Below are 19,813 nucleotides of genomic sequence, written 5' to 3' on the forward strand. Positions count from 1 at the left end.
GCTTTCCCCTTCGCCCCGATAATCCGGGCAGAATCCCGATCATCCGGGAAGAACGGGGCACCGGCGCCCGCCGGCGTCCGGTGCCGGCCGGCGGTGGTGCGGGTGGAGGCGGCGGTCCCGGGTTCCCTCGACCCCGTGGCGCTGGACCGGGTCCTGCGCGAGACCCTGACGGCCGTGGAGCGCGGGCGGGAACAGGTCTTCTTCATCGCCGAGCAGGCCCGGGAGGAATACCGGGAAGCGGCCCGCGAGCTCGACGAGGTCCGGGCGCAGGTGGCAGAGCTCATCGCCCAGGTGGACGGCCTGGCCCGCCGGCAGCAGCAGGCCCGGCTGCGGCTGGTGGAGATCTCCCGCCACTTCCAGCGCTACGGCGAGGAAGCCTACCGCGAAGCCTACGAGGAGGCGATGCGGCTCCACGAGGAGTGGGTACGGGCCCAGGAGCGGGAAGCCCAGCTGCGCCATCGCCGGGACGAGCTGGAACGGCGGTTGCGCCGCCTGGGCGAGACGGTGCGGCGGGCGGAGGAGCTGGCCGGTCACATCCGCCTGGCGCTGGAGCTGCTGTCGGGCAAGCTGGGGCAGCTTTTGGGCCAGGCGGCGGACCTCCAGCGGCGGCTGCAGGTGGGCCTGATGCTGCTCCAGGCCCAGGAGGAAGAGCGGCGCCGGCTGGCCCGGGACATCCACGACGGCCCTGCCCAGATGCTGGCCAACGTGGTGTTGCGGGTCGAGGTCTGCCAGCGGCTTCTGGACGAGGACGTGGGCCGTGCCCGGGAGGAACTGGAGCGCCTCAAGGCCCTGACCCGGGAGAGCCTGCAGGACGTGCGCAAGATCATCTTCGACCTGCGGCCCATGGCCCTGGACGACCTGGGACTGATTCCGGCCCTCCGGCAGTATGTGGCGGGCTTTATCGACAAGACCGGACTCGAGGTGGATCTGGTGACCCGCGGGGCGGCCCGCCGGCTCGACCCCGCCGTGGAGATCACGGTCTACCGCGTCCTTCAGGAAGCGCTGAACAACGTGTGGAAGCATGCCGGCGCCAGCCGGGTGGTCATGCGGGTGGAGTTCGCCGCACGGCGGCTGTGGGCGGAGGTAGCCGACGACGGCTGCGGGTTCGACCCCGCAGCGCCCCGCGGCGCCGATCGCTTTGGTCTGGCCAACATGCAGGAGCGGGTGGCCATGGTGGGCGGCCGCATCGACATCCAGAGCCGCCCGGGGCAGGGCACGCGGGTGCGCCTTGAGATCCCGCTGGGGAGGGAAGAAGACGGCCATGCCGATCCGGGTCCTGATCGCTGACGACCACGCCCTCCTGCGGGAGGGCTTGCGCCAGGTGCTCCACCTGGAACCGGACATCGAGGTGGTGGGCGAGGCGCGCAACGGGGCCGAGGCCGTCCGCCAGGCCGCCCGGTTGCGGCCCGACCTGGTGGTGATGGACATCAACCTGCCCGACATGTCGGGCATCGAGGCGACCCGGCAGATCCGGGCGGCCTCCGCCTCGACCCAGGTGCTGGTGCTGACCATCCACGACCAGGAGGAGTACCTGCTGGAGGCCATCGCCGCCGGTGCCAGCGGGTTCGTCCTGAAGGACGTGGAGCCGCGCACGCTGGTGGAGGCGGTGCGCCTGTGTTGCCGGGGCGAGGGTTACGTCCACCCCACCCTGTCGGCTCGTGTCCTCAACTTGGGCACGCGGCGCCGGGAGCGGTGGACCCCCCTGGGCGGGGGCATCCCCGAGCCCCTGACCCGCCGGGAGTTCGAGGTGCTGCAGCTGGTGGCGGAGGGCGTTTCGAACCGGGAGATCGGCCAGCGGCTCTTCATCAGCGAAAAGACGGTGAAGAACCACATCACCTCGATCTTCCGCAAGCTGGGCGTGGCCGACCGCACCCAGGCGGTGATCCACGCCATCCGGGAGGGCTGGGTCAAGGTCTAGCGGAGCGCGGTGAACGGGGAGACGAACCGGCTGGGTGGGGGCGGCCGGCCCGGAGGGGGCCGGCCGCCCGGCTGCTTTGGGCGACCCCCCCTCTCCGCTACCGTCCGTGCCCCTGCCGCGGGAACCGCCTGGAAGCCACCCGGCATGGCCCGCGCGGGTGGCCCCCTGGGACCCGGGTCCCGGCCCCCCATTGGGACCGGGGGACCGCGGAAACGCGACCTTCAGGCCATTGGCCGCCCCCGGCCCGCCCCGTAGGCTGGAATCAGCAGGACACGCCGCGCGGGTGCCGGGAGGACGGGTGGCACCAGCAAGCCCGGTGGTCCGCCGGCGGGGAAAGGAGGGCGGTGCCATGCTGCGGCTCATGGCCTGGTGGGAGGGTGTGAAGTTCCGCCTGCGGGATGAGGCGGGACAGGGCATGGTGGAGTACGGGCTGATCATTGCGCTCATTGCGGTGGTCCTGATCGGTGCGCTGGTGGCCATGCAGGGCGGCTTGAGCAAGATTTTCAACGGCGTGGCCAATACGCTGAACAACCCTCAGGGTGCCACTGGCAACTGAGGCAGCGGTCTCACCGGCGCCGCGACGGAGAAAGCTACAACCCAGTTTTCCCCCCACCCCATCATAGGACTCCCCCCGCGCGGCGGCGGGGCCGCGGCCTGAGGCCCGCGCCCCGCCGCCGCGCTCCCTATCCAGGGAGGTTCGGATCACCGTGCCGTTCCGGGCGGCTCGTTGCCAACCAAGGTGCCATAGCCACCGGCCAGGGGGGCGTCGCCTGGACCGCCGCCAGGAGGGCCAGTCCCTCGTGGAGCTGGCCGTGCTGTTGCCCGTCCTCTTGCTGATCCTCATGGGGGTTCTGGATTTCGGGCGCTACTTCTACACGGGCCTCACCGTGCGCCATGCTGCGCGGGAGGGCGCCCGCTACGGCGCGGTCCACCCCGGGGACGACGCGGCGATTCGCCAGCGGGTCGAGGCCGCCGCCACCGGCCTCGATGCCGGTCGCCTGGTGGTCCAGGTGGATCCGCAGCCTGCGCAACGCAGGGTGGGGGAGGCCCTGACCGTCCTGGTTCGCTACCCGTTCCAGTTCATCACGCCGCTGGCCGGCCTGGTGGGAGAGGAGCACCTCCTTCAGGCGGCCGTGGTGGTCCGCATCGAGTGACCCCGGGGGCCGGGGCGGGACCCGTCCGTATCCGGACCGGGTTTCCCCATCCCGGGGCGAGGGGAGGCCGCAGGGGGATGAGATGTCATCGCCGAGTGGGCTTCCCCGGGGCCGGCGACGGGAGCCGTTCCCAGCAGGGCGGCGTGGCGGTCCTGGTGGCCATCAGCCTGGCGGTCCTCCTGGGGATGGCCGGCCTGGCCGTGGACGGAGGCCGCCTCTACGCCGAGCGCACCCGCCTGCAGGCGGCCGCCGACGCCGCCGCCCTGGCGGGGGCTGCCGCCCTCCCGGAGGAACCGGCACGGGCCCGGAACCTGGCGGAGGAGTACCTCCGCCGCAACGGGGTCGATGCCGGCGGCGCGCGGATCCAGATCGGGCCCGGCGGCCGCACCCTGAGGGTGGAGGCGGCGGCCACGGTTCCCCTCGGCCTGGCCCGGGTTCTGGGTCCCGAGGCCGTGCCCGTGCAGGCGGCCGCCACGGCGGCAGTGGCCGCCGCCCGGGCGGTGCGGGGGGTGCAGCCCTACGGTGTGGACGAGCAGGAGTTCCTGCCCGGCCACCGGTACACCCTGGTGCTCGACCGCCCGGACTCCCCCGGCAACTTTCACCTGCTGGCGCTGGGGGGCCGCGGGGCCGACACGGTACGGGACAACATCCGCCACGGTTACCCCGGCTGGGTGCGGGCCGGCGATGAGCTCGAGACCGAACCCGGGCGCAATACGGGTGCCGTGGCCGCCTACCGGGAACGCCTGGAGGCCGATCCCTACAGCACCTACGAAAACTTCCGCGCCGACTCGCCGCGGGTGGTGATCGTTCCCGTGATTCGCGGGTTCGGCGCCGCCACGGGGCGCGACCGGGTCACCGTGACCGGTTTTGCTGCGTTCTTCCTGGAGGAGGCTCGGGAAGCCGAGGGCCAGGTGGTGGGCCGCTTCATCCGCCTGTGGGTGGAGGGTGAGGCCGGGGGCGATCCGGAGGACGCGGGGGTGCGGGTGGTTCGCCTGGTCGATTAGCCGGGGTGGGCGGGCGGGGCGTGCCGCCCGCTTTCCCGGTGCCGCCGCCGGTCCGGGGGTCGAACCGGCCCGAACCCGAGGGGGTCCGGTCCTGCCGGCGGGGGCGCGGGGGCGGCCCGCCGGCCCGGGGCAGGGTGGCGGTCCGGCTGCCGGTTCGGGCCGCGGCCGGGCGACAGGGGTGGACCGCAGCCTGGGGGCAAGGCGCGGTCCCGCGGGAAGGAGACGGAGCATCGTGAGCCGTGGACGAATGGTGCGCTACCTGCTGCTGCCCGTGCTGGCCGGGCTGGCGGTGACCATCCTGGTGGCCTTCTACGTCCGGGTGCCGGCAGGGGAGGCGGGGGAGGAGCCGAGGGTGCCCGTGGTGGTGGCCACCCGGCCCGTTCCCGCCCAGACCCCCCTGCAGGCCGACATGCTGGCCGTGCGCCAGGTGCCGGCCGATGTGGTGGGCCGGGGTGCCGTCAGCCGGATCGAAGAGGCCGCCGGCAAGGTGACCAAGGTGCCCCTGGCCGAAGGCGAGTTCGTCCTGACCAGCAAGCTGGCGCGCGGCGATGGCAGCGATGGCCTGGCCTACCGCCTGCCCGAGGGGACCCGGGCCCTCACCATTGCCGCCGATCCGGTCCTGGCGGTGGGCGGGTTCGTCCAGCCTGGAGACCGGGTGGACGTGCTGATCGGCCTGCCCGGCGGGAAGCCGGGGGTCGAACAGCCGGAAGCCCGGATCCTGGTGGAGAACGTGCTGGTCCTGGCCGTGCAGCAGGACACGGCCGCCGAGGGGGAACCGGCCGGGGACGGGCTGACCCACCTGACGCTGGCCGTGGCGCCGGCCCACGCCGCCGCCATCGTCCTGGCCGAGCAGGAGGGCCGCTTGCGGCTCCTGCTGCGTCCCGCCGGGGACGGCCGGCCCGCCGGAGCCGTCACGGCCCGCCTGGCCGACCTGGTCCGCTAGGGCGTGCCCGACCAGGGCGTGCCCGGCGGAGCGAAAAGCGGGGGTGCCGCGCCGGTTCCCCCGCGCCGCCGCCGTGAGAGCCGGCCCGGCGGCGAGGTGGGGGGCCGAGTTCAATGCCTGCGCAGGGAGGGGAGGGAAAGCGGGATGGTGGGATGGATGGGCCTCGGGTCGAACGGCCGGGAGGCCGGAAGAGGAGCGGCCGGACCTGCGGATCGCCACCACCCTGAACGACCGGTTCCGGCCGAGGGGGCCGCCAGGGAGCCGGTGCCCGGGCCGGGCAAGGCGCCCGGCGCCATACCGGGGGGCGGGGCAGGGGCGGGGCCGGTACCTGCCCCGCGGCCGGAGCGGATCCGTGTCCTGGTGGTGGAGGACGCCGAACCCGTGCGCCGCAGCCTGGTGGAGATGCTGGAGATGGAACCCGACTTCCACGTGGTCGGGGAGGCCGCCGACGGGGAAGCGGCGGCCGCCATGGCGGCGGACCTGCGTCCCCACGTCATCCTGATGGACATCAACCTGCCGCGCCTGGATGGGCTGGCGGCGGCGGAGCGGATCCTGCGGCAACTGGATACCCGCATCGTCATGGTGTCCGTGGAGAACGGGCCGGAGTACTTCCGGCGGGCGATGCAGGCGGGCGCCTGCGATTTCCTGGTCAAGCCCTTCTCCCCCGATGCCCTGGCGGAAGCCGTACGGCGGGCGGTGCCCCCTGCCGGGGAACCGGCCCTGGTCACCCCGCAGGGAGGCCGTGGCCGGCTGATCACCGTCTTCTCCGCCAAGGGCGGCGTGGGGAAGAGCACCCTGGCGGTCAACCTGGCGGTGGCCCTGGCCAAGCGGCCCGACCGGCGCACGGTCCTGGTCGACCTGGACCTGGAGCTGGGCAGCGCCGCCATGCTGCTGGGGATCCGGCCGCGGGCCACCCTGGCCGATCTCTGCCGCCGGGAGGGTGCTCTGGACCCGCAGGCCGTGGCGCCCGCCCTGCATCCCGTCAGCGGGTTCCGCCTGTCCCTGCTGCCCGCACCCCTCTTTCCCCACGAGGCGGCTGAGATCGAGGGCGAGGGCCGGCGGGATCCCGCCCGCAACTACACGGCGGAGGTGCTGGAAGCCCTGCGGTCAACCCACGATTTCGTCGTGGTGGACACGGCGGCCAACTACCGGGATTCCAACCTGACGGCGTTCGACATGTCGGACCTCCTGGTGGTGGTGACGACCAGCGACATTCCGGCGGTAGCCAACACCGCCAAGTGCCTCGACCTGCTGATCCAGAAGCTGGAGTACCCCGAGGAGAAGGTCCGGGTCGTCCTGAACCTGCATGAACCCTCGGGTCTGACGCCCGATGAGGTGGCCCACGGCCTCAACTTCCCGGTGGCCCACGTGTTGCCCCGGGATCCGGTGGCGGTGCAGGCGGCCAACGCGGGGGTCCCCTTTTGCGCCCGCCGGACCCGCTCGCCGCTGGGGGATGCCGTCGAGGGCCTGGCCGAGAAGCTGGCCCCTTCGGGCCTGGGCGCGCCGGTCCGGCCCGCGGGGCGCCGCCTTTCGCTGCTGGGATTGTTCTAGTCCCGGGCGTGGAATGTTCGGGGCGCCGGTTCAGGCCGGCCAAGGGGGGGAATGCCTGTGGGTTCCAGCCTCTACCAGCGCCTTAAGGACAAGCCCTGGGAGCCGCCGGTGGAGCTGGAGGCGGAGCGCTCGTCCCGGAGCCGGGACGGTGGCCGCGGCGACGGGCCGGCGGCGGACGATCCCCACCGGGCGTTGAAAAACCGAATCCAGTTGCGGCTCATCGACGAGGTGGACGCCCGGGCGCTGGTTCGTCCGGAAGGTCCCAGCGAGGAACAGCGGGCGGCCATCCGCGCCAAGATCCTCGAGTACCTGGCGGAGGAAGAGTCCGTCTCGCCCCTGGAGCGGGAGAGCCTGGCCGAGACCCTCATGGCGGAGATCCTGGGCTACGGGCCGCTGGAACCGCTGCTGCAGGACCCGGAGATCAGCGAGATCATGATCAACGCCCGGGACCAGGTCTACGTCGAGCGGCGGGGCCGGCTGGAACGGGCGCCGGTCCAGTTCGAGGACGACCGGCAGATCCTGCACCTGATTGAAAAGATCGTCGCCCCCCTGGGACGGCGGATCGATGAGGCGAGCCCCATGGTGGATGCCCGGCTACCCGACGGGTCCCGGGTCAACGCCATCATCCAGCCCCTGGCCCTGCGCGGGCCGTGCCTGACCATCCGCAAGTTCAGCCGCGACCCGCTGCAGGTGGACGACCTGATCCGGTTTGGCACCCTCAGTCCCCGGATGGCCGTGTTCCTGGAGGCGGCGGTCCGCGGCCGGCTGAACATCATCGTCTCCGGCGGAACCGGCTCGGGCAAGACCACGACCCTCAACGTGCTCTCGTCCTTCATCCCGCCGGACGAGCGGATCATCACCATCGAGGACGCCGCCGAGCTGCAGCTCCGCCAGGAGCACGTGGTGTCCCTGGAGACCCGCCCGCCCAACATCGAGGGCCGGGGTGAGGTGACCATCCGGCAGCTGGTCCGCAACAGCCTGCGCATGCGCCCCGACCGGATCGTGGTGGGTGAGGTGCGGTCGGGCGAGGCGCTGGACATGCTGCAGGCCATGAACACCGGCCACGACGGCAGCCTGACCACGGCCCACGCCAACAGCCCGCGGGACCTGCTGTCGCGCCTCGAGACCATGGTGCTGATGGCCGGAATCGACCTGCCGGTGCGGGCCATCCGGGAGCAGATCGCGTCGGCCATCGACCTCATCGTCCACCAGAGCCGGTTCAAGGACGGCACGCGCAAGATCACCCACATCACCGAGGTCCAGGGCATGGAGGGAGACGTCATCGTCCTGCAGGACCTCTTCCTGTTCCAGGCGTACGGGGTGGACGCCAACGGCCGGGTGATGGGCGAGTTCGTCGCCACGGGCATCCGGCCCCGATGCCAGGAGCGGCTGGAAGCGGCGGGAATCGTCCTGCCGCCGGGGCTTTTCGACTGAACCGGTGCGGGGGCGGGGCCGCCGGACGGGCGGGGGCTTTCAGGGAACGGCCTCGGCGGAAGGGAGAGGGTATCATGCGGGGCTTCTGGCAGGAGCTCGCCCCGATGCTAGGCGACCTGGGGGCCGCGGCCAGGGACGGCCTGGAGGCGGCCTGGCAGGCGCTGGTGTTGGCGGGGGACTGGGGCTTTTGGCTTCTGCTCGGGGTGTTTCTGGGGTCGACCTACCTGGTGTGGGGGCTTCTGCAGGCATGGGACGGCTGGCGCGGGGCCCGGGTGGCGCGAAGGCTGGAAGCGGTGCACCGCCACAGCCGGCAGCGGGGCCTCCGCCTGGCACCCATGCTGGCCATGGAGGATGTCGCCCCGGCGGCCCGGGAAGCCCGATCGTGGCGGCAGCAGCTGGTGGAGCGGGCCGAAGCCCGCCTCCGGGGCACCCGCTGGCTGGACGGCGTGCAGCGCAAGTTGAACCGTGCCCGGCTGCGCTGGCGGGCCGTGGAGTTCGTGGCCCTGCAGGCGGGTGCCGGCCTGGCCGGGGGGCTCCTGGGCCTGGCCATGGGAGGCCGGTGGCCGCTGGCCCTAGCGGCGACCGTCGCGGGCATCCTTCTGCCCGACGCCTACCTGGCCCGGCGTTACCAGCAGCGGCTGCGCGCCTTCGATGGCCAGCTGCCCGACGCCCTGACCTTGATGGCCAATGCCCTCAAGTCGGGTTACTCCTTTCTTCAAGCCGCCGACGTGGTGGCGCGGGAGATGCCGCCTCCCATCGCGGACGAGTTCGCCTGGCTGGTCAAGGAGACCCGGGTCAACATCCCCCTGGAGGACGCCCTGGCCAACCTGCTGGACCGGGTGCCCAGCGCCGACCTGGACCTGGTGGTCACGGCGGTCCTGATCCAGAAGCAGGTGGGCGGCAACCTGGCAGGGGTCCTGGAACGGACGGCCGAGACCATCCGGGAGCGGGTCCGCCTGCAGGGGCAGATCCGCACCCTGACGGCCCAGGGACGGCTGTCGGGCTGGATCGTTGGTGCCTTGCCGGTGGCCCTGCTGGTGCTGCTCAGTGCCATGAACCCGGCTTACTTGCAGCCGCTCCTGGCCACCCCGCTGGGCTGGACCTTGCTGGGGGCCGGGGTGGTGATGGAGGCCGCGGGCGTGCTGGTGATCCGGGCCCTGATTCGGGTCGACGTCTGACGCCCGTGGGCGGCGGAGGGGGGATCGCCGTGGCAGGCGGATGGAGCGGGCTGGCGGCCCATGGCTGGGTGGAGCCTGTGCTCCTCTGGCTTGTCTTCATGATCGTGGCCCTGACGACCCTGGCCCTGCTGGCTCCCTCGGAAGCGGAGCACATCGCCCGGAAGCGGCTCCGGGATCTGCGCCTGCGGGGTGTACCACCCGACCAGGCCGAGCAGGAGGAACTGGCCCGGCCCTTCAGCCAGCGAGTCCTCCGGCCGGCCTGGGAGCGGATGGTCGAAGCGGCGGAGCGGTGGACTCCGCAGGGGGTGGCGGCCCGCTGGGAACGCCTGCTGGCTGCGGCCGGCCGGCCCCTGGGGCTCGGGACCCTGGCCTTCCTCAAGGCGGCCGGGGCCGCGGCGGGACTGGTTCCGGGGTGGGTGGCCGGGGGATGGCTGGCCGCCGGGATGTCGGGGGCCGGCGCGGCCGGAGCGGCCTTCCAGCCGGTTGTGGCGGCGCTGGGAGCCGCCACGGGCTGGATCCTCCCGGACGCCGCCCTCAAGGCCCGGGCCACCCGCCGCAAGCGGCAGCTGGCCCGGGCCCTGCCCGACGTGATGGATCTTCTCAGCGTCGCCGTCGAGGCCGGTCTTGGCCTCGACGGCGCGGTACAGAAGGTGACGGAAAAGTTTCCCGCACCGGTGAGCACCGAGTTTCGCCAGTACCTCAAGGAACTGCGGCTCGGGGTGAGCCGGGAGGAGGCCCTGCGCTCGCTGGCCGACCGGGCAGAGCTGCCGGAGTTGCGCAGCTTTGCCGCCGCCGTCATCCAGGCGGACCGCCTGGGCGTGAGCCTGGCCCGCGTCCTGCGGGTCCAGGCGGAACAGCTCCGCTTCCAGCGCAAGCAACGGGCGGAAGAACAGGCGATGAAGACGCCCATCAAGATGCTGCTGCCGCTGGTCCTGTTCATTTTTCCCACGCTGTTCATCGTGCTGTTGGGCCCGGCGCTGATCCAGATCCTGAGCGCCTTCGCACGCTAGGACCCCCGGCGGTCACCGTCCCCGGGATGCGCTCCGGAGGCCCCGGGGCGGGAAGGCGGGCTGGCCGCGGGAAATCGCGCAGGCCGCCGGCCCCGGGTTGCGGCCCTCACTGGGACAGATGGAAGACGGGCTCGCCGCGAGGGATGCCGCCGATCTCCAGGCGCAGGCTCGTCCGGGCCGTGGCGCTGCCGCGGCGGGCCTCAAGCCCCAGTCCCAGGATGCTCCCGGGCGGTACTCCCGCCGGTACGGTCCAGCGGATGATCCAGCGCCCTGGGCCGTCCGGTGCGAGGTCCATGGGGCGAGCCTCCCCCGGCGCGTGAAGGAGGACCCGGGTGGCGCCGGCCGGTGTTTCGGCGCGTACGGTGACCGGGGAGCCCGGGGCCGCGGGGTTGGGTTCCGCCCAACCCCGGATCCAGAGGGTGGGCAAAACCTGGACGTAGAGGGTTTGCTCCCGGTGGACCGGCGGAAAGGCAGCCCGGACCACCAGCGGGTAGGTTCCAGGGGGCAGGGCCGCGGGGACCGTCCAGGCCGCCTCCCACCGGCCGGGCGCCACAGGGATCATGGGCCGGGCCCCGGTGCCCGGTGGCTCCAGGGCGACCTGCTGGACGGGACCTTCGGTGAGGGCCGTGACGCGAACGGGCTCGCCGGGTTCCACCACCACGGGAGAGGCCGTGGCGGCCAGGCGGTGGTAGACCAGTTGTACGGGCTCGACGGCAGATAGGAAGCGAGCTCCCTGGCGGGCGGTCAGAACGCCACGCAGGAGGTAGAGTCCGGCGGGCAAGGGCCGCCCCTGCTCGTCGTGCCCGTCCCACGACCAGCGTGCCGGCAGGCGGGTGCCTGCCCAGCGATAGCGCACCGTCCCATGGATGTCCAGCAGCTCAACCTGCCAGGACACCTGGTTCCGGTTGAGGAGGGCCTGGGCCTCAAGGGTGGTCTGCTCATCCTGGCCGTCGCCGTCGGGCGAAAAGACGGGTGGCTCGGCTCCTACCCGCATCAGCGCGGACTTGTAGATGAGCGTTGCGCCCTCGGCCCGGGTCAAAGGGCGATCGGGGCGCAGGTAACCATCGCCGTAACCCACCATGATGGCCAGGTCGAGGGCGGCCGCTACGGCCCGCCGCAGTTCCGGCCGGATCCGCTGGGCGTCGGCGTACCTTCCCAGCAACCCCTGCAACCGGTCCTCCGTAAGGCTGTCGGCGTACCAGCCCAGGTCCAGGGCATGAACCAGCATGGCCGCCGCTTCATCCCGGCGGATCCCTTCGCCCGGGCGAAAGCGCCCGCCAGGTTCATTGGAGAAGATGCCGGCCCGGCCACCGGCCTGGATCCAGGGAAAGGCCTCAAGGCCACCGCCTGCCACGTACTCCGGCGGTACATCCCGGTAGACGGGCGGCCCCTGGGGATCGGGGGCCAGGCCCATGACCTTCGCCAGAAGTACGGCAAACTGGGCCCGCTCCATGAAGGCGTTGGGCAGGAAAAGCCACTGCCAGCGTCCGAGGGCATCTTCCCGCGGGTAGCCGTCGGTGACCCCTTCCTCCCACAGCACGCGGACCTCGTCCTCGGCCCAGTGCCCCTTGAGGTCCGCGTACCACGGATCGGCCGCCTCGGCCGGGAGGGCCAGCGACAACAGAAAAAGGAAGGGAACGAGGAGACGGTAGCACCGGGGCCGGCGGCGTGGGCTGCCAGGCGAACCACCCTCGGTGCACCGGCGGCCCGCGAGCGCTCCTCCTTCTTCCGGCAAATCGATCCTTGTCGCGACGGCGACCGCCGCCGAGCCAGGCCTGCCCGCCGTCACGCGCCGGCCCGCTCTCTCGCCCCCCAGGCGTCTCCCGCTGCCCCGATTGCCCGCTTCGTCCGGCCGCGGCATGCCCGCATCACCTCCTGACGAAAGGAGTCTACCATACTACGGTTGAATTGGAAAGTGTTGACTGATATGGTTGGGGTATGGTATACTGTGTCCGGTTACGCCAATTAGTGGAAGGGGGGTGAGGGCGTGCCGCGAATGTCGTGGCGGGCTGCAGCCAGCCTTGGGGTGGCCCTTCTGGCCGGAACCACCGCCTACCTGATCTACCTGGACGCCACCGCATCCTTGCCCGTGGTGGTGGCTACCCGCCCGCTCCGGGCACCCCTCAAGGTGGAGGCGGACATGGTGTCCGTGGTGCCGTTGCCTGCCGCGGCGGTTCATCCCCGGGCCGTGGGGGATCCATCCCGCGTCATCGGCCACGTCCTGCGCCGGGACGTGGAGGCCGGCGAGCCGCTGCTGGAGGCCGACGTGGTGGCGGGCGAAGGGGCAGGTCTTTCCGCCTTTCTCGAAGAGTACCAGCAGGCCTTCTTCATCCCCACCCGGCTCGAACAGGGATTGGGCGGCGCCGTCGAACCCGGCGACCGGGTGGACGTGATCTTTGTCGGCGGGGAAGGTCCTGGCGCGGTGGCGCGCACGCTGCTGGAAAACCTCCCGGTGCTGCAGGTGCGGGATGAGGAAGGCCGGCGTTATGAGGACGGCCGTCCCCTGGGCGTGCTGGTGGGTGTCACCCCGGCCGAGGCAGAACGGCTTGCGTACGCCCTGACCTACGGGCGGGTCTATCTTGCCCTGGCTCCTGCCGGCGGCGCGGCAGGGGGCGGATCGGGCGTCACCTGGGACAACCTGTTCCTCTTCCCCGATGACCTCAAAAGTACAGGGTCCGCTGCGACACCGGCCACCGGGCCGGCGGCGGGCTCCCCGCCGGCTCCTCCCGCCCGTCCGGTTCCGCCACCCCAGGGTGCCGTTCCCCCGCCGGGTGCCGGGCCTGCCGAAACCCCGCCGTTGGAGCCCGGCGAGGGCTCCGCCGAGGCCAGCGGCCCGGAACCTGCGATCCCCCTGGTGGACCCCCAGTGGATGGAGGAAGGAGCGGATGGGCCATGACGGGGAACAACGGCACCGTTTTCTGGTACGGCATCGGCCTCCGGCCCGGCCAAATCGAGCGGCTGGCCCGCCACCCGGGCTGGGAACCTGCTGGCTTGGCCCGAGCTGCCGACACGGTGGCCGCCCCGCGGGAGCCGGTGGATGTATGGCTGCTGCAGGCGCCGGACCTGGCGGAAGCGTTGCGCTGCGGCCGGCTGGTCCGCAGCCGCCACCGGGAAGGTTCCCTGTGGCTCCTGCCCCCGCCGGAGGCCCCGGCCGACGTCTGGCAGGCGGCAGCCGCCGCCCTGCTGGGCAGCGAGCCGTCGGTCCGGGTCGTCACCTCGCTGGACCAGGCGCTGGCCGAACCCAGCCTGCTCGCCGGCATGGCACCGGGCATCACCGGCCGGGGAGCGGTACACCACCCCCAGGCGGCGGGCCGTGACGGGCATCCCTCAGGTCCAGCGCCTTGCGGTCCCGAGGCCACGTACAGGGTGCCCGCCGAGACAAGCCGCCCGGAGATCGGGACAACCCGTTTGGACGGCCTGCCGGAGGGACGCACCGGAGAGGCGGCCACGCCCGGGAACCGCCGTTGGGTCGCAGGGCCGGCATCCGGACAGCGTCTCCCGGTGCCGGATTCCGGTCTGGCCGAACGGCCTGCCCGTCCGCCGGAGCCATCGGCATCCCCCCGGAACCTGCCACCGGCCGAGGGCCCTGGGCAGGCGGACCATGCCGCCAGGGGCGCTGCCGGCAGCGAATCGCCGGCAGCCCGCCGGCCGCCCGCAGCCCCCGCGTCCCCGGACCCGGGCGCCGTGCCTCCCGCCGCCGGCCTTAGCGGAACCGCTTCCGGGGTGCTGGTCGCGGTGGCCGGTGCCAAGGGTGGCGCCGGCCGGACGTGGCTCGCCTGCGAGCTGGCGGTGGCCGCCGCCGCCCGTGGGCTGCGGGCGGCCCTGATCGACGCCCACTGGGCGGCGGCCGATGCGGCGGTGGTACTGGACCTGCCGGCCGGCCCAACCGTGCTCGACCTGCAGCCCTTGCTGGACGGCCCGGAAGAGGCGTGGCTGGACCAGTGGCTGGTTCATCCTCGATCCGGCCTGCGGGTCCTGGCTGGACCTCCCCGGCCGGACCTGGCGGGGTTGGTGGAAACCCAGACCCTGGTGCGGGTCATCCGGCGGGCGCTGGGATGCTTCGACCTGGTGGTGGTCGACACGCCGGCCGCTCCAGCCTGGCTGGAGGACGCGGGCCTTCACGGCTGCCCGGCTTCGGGGATCCTGGTCACCACACCGGAGGCGGCGGCCCTGCGCCGGACCCGCCTCTGGCTGGAGGAAGCGGCCCTGGCCGGAAAGGCCGATTGGAGCTGGTGCGTGGTGGTCAACCGCTGGTCCGGTTCCCATGGATCCCGCCAGGACACCGAAGGCTACCTGGGTGTACCCGTCACGGCCTGGATACCGGACGACCCGGGAGGGGTTCAGCAGGCGGCGGCCGCAGGCCTGCCCCTCGTGCTGGCGGAGCCCGGCCACCCCGCGGCCCGGGCCGTGGGCGCGCTCCTGGCCCAGCTGCTGGGGCAACCCCTTCCCGGACCCCGCCCCGGGAGGCTGGCCCGGCTGTGGCGGCGCTGGCGGGCAGGGGGCCGGCAGGCGGGGGCTGTCACCGGGGAGGGGGTGACGGCCCATGCCGGCTGAGCCGCAGCCGATCACCACCTGGGACGAAAGGCGGTTTCTCCAGCTGGTGGAAGCCGTTCGGGAGCGCCTGCTGCGGGAGCGCCCCCAGTTGCTCCGCGAACCGCCTGGGCCCGACCTGCGGCGGCGGCTTGAGGCGTTCATCACCCAGGTCCTGGCCCGACCCGGGGGCCTGCCCGCATCCCTGGTGACGCCTGGCCTGGTGCGGGCAGTCGCGGCCGAAATGGTGGGGCTGGGGCCCATCGACCGGCTGCTGGATGACGACGCCGTCACGGAGATCATGGTCAACGGCCCGCATCGCATCTTCGTGGAGCGGGAGGGACGGATCGAACCTTTCGCCGGCCGCTTCCGTAACGCCGACCACCTGGTGGAGACCATCAACCGCATCGTGGCTCCCCTGGGGCGCCGGGTCGACCCCGCCCATCCTTTTGTTGACGCCCGCCTGCCATCGGGCGACCGCGTTCACGCCATCGTGCCGCCCCTGGCGGTCGACGGTCCGGTTCTCACCATTCGCCGTTTCCGGCGGGAGCGCCCCGCCCTTGAGGAACTGGTCCGGATAGGAACGCTGCCGGACGCAGCGGCGCGATACCTGGCCGGCGCCGTGCGCAGCCGCCGCAACGTCCTGATCGCAGGAGCCACCAGCTCCGGCAAGACCACCACCCTCATCGCCCTGCTCCGGGCTGCGACCCACCCGCTGGAACGCATCATCGTACTGGAGGAAGCGGCGGAGATCGACCTGGGCCCGGACCGGCACGTGGTGCGCCTGGAGGCGCGGCCCCCGGGCCTGGATGGACACGGTGCCGTGCCCCTGCGCACCCTGCTGCGCAACGCGCTGCGCATGCGGCCGGACCGGCTGGTGGTGGGGGAGGTCCGCGGCGAGGAGGCCGCCGATCTCATGCAGGCCCTCAACACGGGTCATCTGGGTTCGGTTTCGACCATCCACGCCAACAGCAGCCTGGACGCCCTGCGCCGCCTTGAACAACTGGTGCTCATGGCGGGGGAGAACTGGCCGCCGGAACTGGTGCGGGAGCAAGTTTACCGGGCGATCCACCTGGTGGTCCATCAGGTGCGGCTGTCTTCGGGCCGGCGCGTGGTGGCCGAGATCGTCAGGGTTCGTCCTGAAGGAAGCGTCGAGCCCGTGCTGCCGGCCGCGCTCCCAGCCCGAGCCCGGGCGGTTCTGCCGCAATCAGGGGGTGTATCTGCCGAGGTTCGGCAGGGAGGAGGGACATCGGGTGAGTCCCGTTCCGGTTAGCATGGGCGCCCTGGCCTGTGCCCTGTCGGTGGGGCTTGCAGCCTGGCTTGCCGCCGGGGCATGGCCCGAACTGCAGGCGGCGGTCCGGCAACGGGGGAGCGGTGCCTTCCAGGCCTGGCGGGGCAGGCTGCACCGGCCCTGGCGGATCGTCCCCGGCCGGTTCACCATCCTGAACCCGGCGCGGGGCCGCCCGTCGGGGCGCGGAACCGAGCGGGCCGCCGAAGCGCTGGAGGGATTGCTGGTGACGGTCATCGCCCACCTGCAGGCCGGCCGCCCTCTACGCCAGGCGTGGATTGAGGCGGCCCGGGAGGTGGCGGCACCCGTGCTGGAACCGGCCAAGGGCGAATTCCTGGCGGCCCTGGGAGCAGGCCTGCCCCTGGAAGAGGCGCTGGGTCTATGGCACGGCCAGACCGGCCTGCGGGCCCTGCGCCGGTGCCAGGCCGTTGCCTCGGCGCACCGCCGTACCGGTGGCGACGTGACCGGTCCGACCCTGGCGGTCATCCAAAGCCTGCGCGAGCAGCGCCTGGCCTGGGCTGAGGTAGCGGCGCGGACGGCGGAAGCTCGCCTGTCCGCCCGCCTGCTGGCCCTGCTGCCGGTGGCGGTGGCGGCGTACGCGCTGGCCATGGACCCGGCCTTCCTGGGCCCGCTGTGGGAAGATCCGCTGGGCCGTGGGGGCCTGCTGTATGCCGTCGTATCATGGCTGGCCGGTCTCTACCTGCTGCGCCGGCTCACCGCTGCCCTGAACGGCGCGGGGGAGGAATGATCCCGTGACCGGTTATCTTCTGGCGATCTTGGCCGCCCTGGCGGGCGGAACGTCCTCCTGGTGGCTCTCAGGGTGGGGAGCGGACGCCCGGCAGCGGTGGCGCCGCGTCTTGAGGATGGGGCCCGGGAGGTGGCTGCCAGGCCCGGCCGCCCGGCCCAAGGTGGCGCTGTGGGCCGAGCGTTGGCCTTGGCCGTCGCGCCCGCCAGCCGGCGCGGACCTGGTGCTGTTGCTTCGTCGCGCCGGCTGGCACCGCTGGGCCGGGGACGACCCGCTGGCCTGGGCCTGCCGCGCCCTGGGGGCGGCCGCCTGGTCGGGTGCTCTGGCGGGAGGGCTGGTGGCTCTCGGTGTCCTGGCGAGCGGCGGGTTCGGCCCGGCGGCCGGGCTCTTGCCGGCTGCAGGTTATCTGGCCGGCCGCCGGTGCCTGCTCGTCCTGCTGGCTGCGGCCGGCCGTCGGCGAGCCACCCGGGTTCGGGTGGGTTTGCCCGGGTGGCTAGAGGACATCGCCCTGGCCGCCCGGGGCGGCCTCAGCCTGCGCCAGTCCATCGAGGTGGCCAACGACGTGGGGGAGGGGCCGCTGGTCGACGACGCCCGGGATGCCTTCGCCCGCATTCGCGCCGGTCAGCCCCTGCGCCAGCCTCTGCTGGAACTGGCCCAGCTCTACCCCCATCCCGAGGTCACCGTAGCCCTGCGCACCCTGGTGGAGGCCGAGGTCCGTGGCCTTCCCTTGCCCCAGACCTTGGACGAACATGTGCGCCTGATGCGGGCCCTCCTGGCCCGGCGCTGGCAGCGCCAGGCCGACAGCCTTCCGTTCTGGCTCACGGTGGTCACCATGGGGCTGTTGTTGCCCCCGGTCCTGGTTGTGGTCCTGCTGCCCAACGTGATCCAGTTCCTTCGGCTCTACCACTAGCTGAACCGTAGAGGCTGGTCACCTGGTCCTGAGGAGCGCGGCGGGACGAGCCAGGCCCCTGCCGGAGGGGGCAGCTCTTGGGTGTGACCACCGGTCACGACCATCGCCCGGCTGGGGACCGAAGGGTTCTTCAGGGCGGGAAAGGGGGTGATGCAGGCCCAGCCCTCAACCGAACCCCGGCCGCGGCCGGGTGGCCCCCGCGGCCGGGTGGTGGGCGGCCTAGACGGTGGCCACCGATCACCCTTGCACGGAGGAGGTAGGAACCGGTGGCATGGATGGCGATGCGAACCTTGCCGGCCTGGTTGGGCCGGATCCGGTGGCGGCGCAAGCCTGGGACCCGCCGGGGCGGCCAGGAGGGTGCCGCCTCGGCCGAGTACGCCCTTCTGCTGGCCCTGGTGGTCATCGTGCTCATCACGGCCCTCACGGACCTGGGAAGTGCAATTCAGGCCCGCCTAGAGGGGATTACCGATGCCCTGACCGGCGCGGGCGGCTGACAACCCGACCGGGCCGGGTGGTCCACGATCGCGGCATCGTGCGGCGCCGGGCGGAACGGGGGGCCGCCGCTGCAGAGTTTGCCCTGGTGGCCGGCCTGCTGGCGCTGCTGGTGTTCGGCCTCTTCGACCTGACGGTCCTTCTCAACCGGCAAATCGTGCTGGTTCAGGCGGCGCGGGAAGGTGTCCGCCGCGCCATGGTGGAGGGTGGCGACACGCCGGAAGTGCGCGAGGTCATTGCCCGGCAACTGCGCGCGGGCGGAATCGACCCCGCCGCCGTGGCGGTGGCCATCGAACCGCGGCGCCCGGCTTATGGTAGCCCCTTGACGGTCCGGCTGCAGCTGACGGTTCGTCCGGTCACGCCCGTCCTGCGCCGGTTCCTGCAGAGTGGTGTACCCCTGCAGGTCGAGATGGACGGGCGCAACGAACGCATCCGGCCGCCGGGGACATGAACCCCCGGGTCGCCCACCCGGCCCGAGGGGGCCCGGGCGGGACAGGCCCGGGGCGGCCGTCAGACCTCAGGGGAGGACCGCGGCGGCAGAAGAGGAGCGCCCCCAGCCGGTACGACGTCCCGGCCGGTTCTTCGAACCGGCCGGGACCCACCGGCGGGCCGGAGACGTCTTGGGGCGACGGGTGCCAGATAGAGCGGCGCTTCGTGCCGGCTGCAGGCCCGTGCCGACGGCGGCCCGGCGACGAGGGCTGCGGGACGTGCCCCTTCGCCGCTGCCGGCCGGCCGCGAAGCGAGGGCTGAGGAGACCGGAAGAGGCCTCCCACGGGGGGATCGGCCATGGAACCACCTGGAGGGCGGTGCCGGACCACCGCCGGGCGGGACCCGCAGGGTGGGGCGGTGGGCGCGGCCTTCCTGCTCCTATTGCCGGTGATTCTGGCTGCCCTTGGTCTGGTGTTGGACGGGAGCCGGCTGGTACTGACCCGGGCCCACGCCCAGGCGGTGGCCGACTTCGCCAGCCTGGCCGGGGTACAGGAGGTCGACGAAGAGGCCCTGGCCCGCGGCGAGCCGGCCTTGCGGGCGGGGGCAGCGGCGGCCACCGCGCGCCTTTGGGCGGAAAGCGGGTTGCGGCGGGCATTTGGAGAGGAAGTGGCTCGGCGGGCGGTGATCGAGGTGGTGGTTATCAACGGCTCGCCCTCCCAACCCCGCCGGCATCCCTGGTCGGGACGCAGGGTGGAGGAACCCACCGTGGGCGTGCGGCTGGTCGTTCCGGTGGCACTGGCCTGGCGTCCAGCGGCCGGTGCCGTGCGCCTCACGGTGGCGGCAGACGCCAGCGTGGCCCGGGCGCCTTGATCGTGAGGGCGGCGGCACGAGGTCTTTCAGTCCAGGCGGGAGGGCAGAGCCGGGCCGGGTAGGGCCGGGTAGAGCGGGGCGAAAGGCAGCGGCATCCATGGGGCGGCACTTCCCACCCCGCCGCCGGTGCGCTGCCGGTTCGCAGCGCCATCTTTCTTGGCCCCTGTGGCCAGGGCGGGCCCGTACAATACCTTGCCATGACTGCCACGGCATGGTGACGATGGACTTGAATCGACCTCGACCGTCTAAGGCACAAATGGGAGGAACGAAACAGCCGAAACCGTCGAGACAGTAGCATTGGATTTCGGGTGATACGGGACCGGTTTGAGGGTCCTACGCGACGGCATGTCGTACGAT

19 protein-coding genes are annotated in these 19,813 nt (G+C 72.7%); 18 read left to right on the forward strand and 1 reads right to left on the reverse strand.

Features of this window, described 5'->3' with window-relative positions:
• Positions 1 to 102: 102 nt before the first annotated feature.
• From ACZ5T9_RS07815 to ACZ5T9_RS07860, 10 genes are all read left to right on the forward strand, one after another.
• Positions 103 to 1,287 (forward strand): sensor histidine kinase, encoded by a 1,185-nt coding sequence (locus ACZ5T9_RS07815; RefSeq protein WP_464832516.1) that lies wholly within the window; start codon positions 103 to 105, stop codon positions 1,285 to 1,287.
• Positions 1,262 to 1,918 carry a response regulator gene (locus ACZ5T9_RS07820; protein WP_464832517.1) on the forward strand — a complete coding sequence of 219 codons (657 nt, stop codon included), beginning with the start codon at positions 1,262 to 1,264 and terminating at the stop codon, positions 1,916 to 1,918. The genes ACZ5T9_RS07815 and ACZ5T9_RS07820 overlap by 26 nt, the downstream gene beginning before the upstream one ends.
• 298 nt (positions 1,919 to 2,216) lie before the next feature.
• A complete protein-coding gene (locus ACZ5T9_RS07825; RefSeq protein WP_464832518.1) occupies positions 2,217 to 2,474 on the forward strand; it encodes a Flp family type IVb pilin in 258 nt (85 codons plus the stop codon).
• 244 nt (positions 2,475 to 2,718) lie between these two features.
• Positions 2,719 to 3,072, forward strand: coding sequence for a TadE family protein (locus tag ACZ5T9_RS07830; RefSeq protein ID WP_464832519.1), 354 nt, complete (start codon positions 2,719 to 2,721; stop codon positions 3,070 to 3,072).
• Between the two features lie 77 nt (positions 3,073 to 3,149).
• A complete protein-coding gene (locus tag ACZ5T9_RS07835) occupies positions 3,150 to 4,076 on the forward strand; it encodes a pilus assembly protein TadG-related protein (RefSeq protein WP_464832520.1) in 927 nt (308 codons plus the stop codon).
• Positions 4,077 to 4,308: 232 nt separating this feature from the next.
• Positions 4,309 to 5,019 (forward strand): Flp pilus assembly protein CpaB, encoded by a 711-nt coding sequence (gene cpaB, locus ACZ5T9_RS07840; protein ID WP_116901341.1) that lies wholly within the window; start codon positions 4,309 to 4,311, stop codon positions 5,017 to 5,019.
• Between the two features lie 144 nt (positions 5,020 to 5,163).
• The gene (locus tag ACZ5T9_RS07845; RefSeq protein ID WP_464832521.1) at positions 5,164 to 6,570 is read left to right on the forward strand and encodes a response regulator; all 1,407 of its coding nucleotides are present in this window, start codon (positions 5,164 to 5,166) and stop codon (positions 6,568 to 6,570) included.
• 57 nt (positions 6,571 to 6,627) lie between these two features.
• Positions 6,628 to 8,004, forward strand: a complete 1,377-nt coding sequence (locus ACZ5T9_RS07850; RefSeq protein WP_464832522.1) for a CpaF family protein — start codon at positions 6,628 to 6,630, stop codon at positions 8,002 to 8,004.
• A gap of 74 nt (positions 8,005 to 8,078) precedes the next feature.
• A complete protein-coding gene (locus tag ACZ5T9_RS07855) occupies positions 8,079 to 9,182 on the forward strand; it encodes a type II secretion system F family protein (RefSeq protein ID WP_464832523.1) in 1,104 nt (367 codons plus the stop codon).
• 29 nt (positions 9,183 to 9,211) lie between these two features.
• Entirely contained in the window at positions 9,212 to 10,192 is a 981-nt protein-coding gene (locus ACZ5T9_RS07860) for a type II secretion system F family protein (RefSeq protein WP_006904742.1), read from the forward strand.
• 106 nt (positions 10,193 to 10,298) lie between these two features.
• Here ACZ5T9_RS07860 and ACZ5T9_RS07865 read toward each other — a convergent pair whose 3' ends face one another.
• Positions 10,299 to 11,732 carry an S-layer homology domain-containing protein gene (locus ACZ5T9_RS07865; protein WP_464832524.1) on the reverse strand — a complete coding sequence of 478 codons (1,434 nt, stop codon included), beginning with the start codon at positions 11,730 to 11,732 and terminating at the stop codon, positions 10,299 to 10,301.
• Between the two features lie 456 nt (positions 11,733 to 12,188).
• On the opposite strand from ACZ5T9_RS07865, the gene cpaB (ACZ5T9_RS07870) reads away from it, so the two are divergent.
• From cpaB (ACZ5T9_RS07870) to ACZ5T9_RS07905, 8 genes are all read left to right on the forward strand, one after another.
• Complete coding sequence (cpaB, locus tag ACZ5T9_RS07870) at positions 12,189 to 13,088, forward strand: Flp pilus assembly protein CpaB (protein WP_464834413.1); 900 nt, start codon at positions 12,189 to 12,191, stop codon at positions 13,086 to 13,088.
• On the forward strand, positions 13,085 to 14,746 hold the full coding sequence (locus ACZ5T9_RS07875) for an AAA family ATPase (RefSeq protein ID WP_464832525.1): 1,662 nt from the start codon (positions 13,085 to 13,087) through the stop codon (positions 14,744 to 14,746). Before cpaB (ACZ5T9_RS07870) ends, ACZ5T9_RS07875 begins: the two co-directional genes overlap by 4 nt.
• Positions 14,736 to 15,995 carry a CpaF family protein gene (locus ACZ5T9_RS07880; RefSeq protein ID WP_464832527.1) on the forward strand — a complete coding sequence of 420 codons (1,260 nt, stop codon included), beginning with the start codon at positions 14,736 to 14,738 and terminating at the stop codon, positions 15,993 to 15,995. The genes ACZ5T9_RS07875 and ACZ5T9_RS07880 overlap by 11 nt, the downstream gene beginning before the upstream one ends.
• Positions 15,976 to 16,758, forward strand: coding sequence for a type II secretion system F family protein (locus ACZ5T9_RS07885; protein WP_464832528.1), 783 nt, complete (start codon positions 15,976 to 15,978; stop codon positions 16,756 to 16,758). The genes ACZ5T9_RS07880 and ACZ5T9_RS07885 overlap by 20 nt, the downstream gene beginning before the upstream one ends.
• 4 nt (positions 16,759 to 16,762) lie before the next feature.
• Complete coding sequence (locus ACZ5T9_RS07890) at positions 16,763 to 17,665, forward strand: type II secretion system F family protein (protein WP_464832529.1); 903 nt, start codon at positions 16,763 to 16,765, stop codon at positions 17,663 to 17,665.
• A 275-nt stretch (positions 17,666 to 17,940) separates the two neighbouring features.
• Positions 17,941 to 18,159 (forward strand): Flp family type IVb pilin, encoded by a 219-nt coding sequence (locus ACZ5T9_RS07895; protein ID WP_464834414.1) that lies wholly within the window; start codon positions 17,941 to 17,943, stop codon positions 18,157 to 18,159.
• A gap of 17 nt (positions 18,160 to 18,176) precedes the next feature.
• Entirely contained in the window at positions 18,177 to 18,608 is a 432-nt protein-coding gene (locus ACZ5T9_RS07900; RefSeq protein ID WP_464832530.1) for a TadE/TadG family type IV pilus assembly protein, read from the forward strand.
• Positions 18,609 to 18,943: 335 nt separating this feature from the next.
• Complete coding sequence (locus ACZ5T9_RS07905) at positions 18,944 to 19,456, forward strand: Tad domain-containing protein (RefSeq protein ID WP_006904751.1); 513 nt, start codon at positions 18,944 to 18,946, stop codon at positions 19,454 to 19,456.
• Positions 19,457 to 19,813: the final 357 nt, after the last annotated feature.

The sequence above is a fragment of the Thermaerobacter nagasakiensis genome (assembly GCF_055396825.1).

Bases quoted from the DNA above. Each gene is read 5' to 3' on its own strand.
- ACZ5T9_RS07875 (WP_464832525.1), top strand. From the start codon at position 13,085: ATGACGGGGAACAACGGCACCGTTTTCTGGTACGGCATCGGCCTCCGG.
- cpaB (WP_464834413.1), top strand. From the start codon at position 12,189: ATGTCGTGGCGGGCTGCAGCCAGCCTTGGGGTGGCCCTTCTGGCCGGA.
- ACZ5T9_RS07880 (WP_464832527.1), top strand. From the start codon at position 14,736: ATGCCGGCTGAGCCGCAGCCGATCACCACCTGGGACGAAAGGCGGTTT.
- ACZ5T9_RS07895 (WP_464834414.1), top strand. From the start codon at position 17,941: ATGGCGATGCGAACCTTGCCGGCCTGGTTGGGCCGGATCCGGTGGCGG.
- ACZ5T9_RS07855 (WP_464832523.1), top strand. From the start codon at position 8,079: ATGCGGGGCTTCTGGCAGGAGCTCGCCCCGATGCTAGGCGACCTGGGG.
- ACZ5T9_RS07845 (WP_464832521.1), top strand. From the start codon at position 5,164: ATGGTGGGATGGATGGGCCTCGGGTCGAACGGCCGGGAGGCCGGAAGA.
- ACZ5T9_RS07835 (WP_464832520.1), top strand. From the start codon at position 3,150: ATGAGATGTCATCGCCGAGTGGGCTTCCCCGGGGCCGGCGACGGGAGC.
- ACZ5T9_RS07820 (WP_464832517.1), top strand. From the start codon at position 1,262: ATGCCGATCCGGGTCCTGATCGCTGACGACCACGCCCTCCTGCGGGAG.
- ACZ5T9_RS07905 (WP_006904751.1), top strand. From the start codon at position 18,944: ATGGAACCACCTGGAGGGCGGTGCCGGACCACCGCCGGGCGGGACCCG.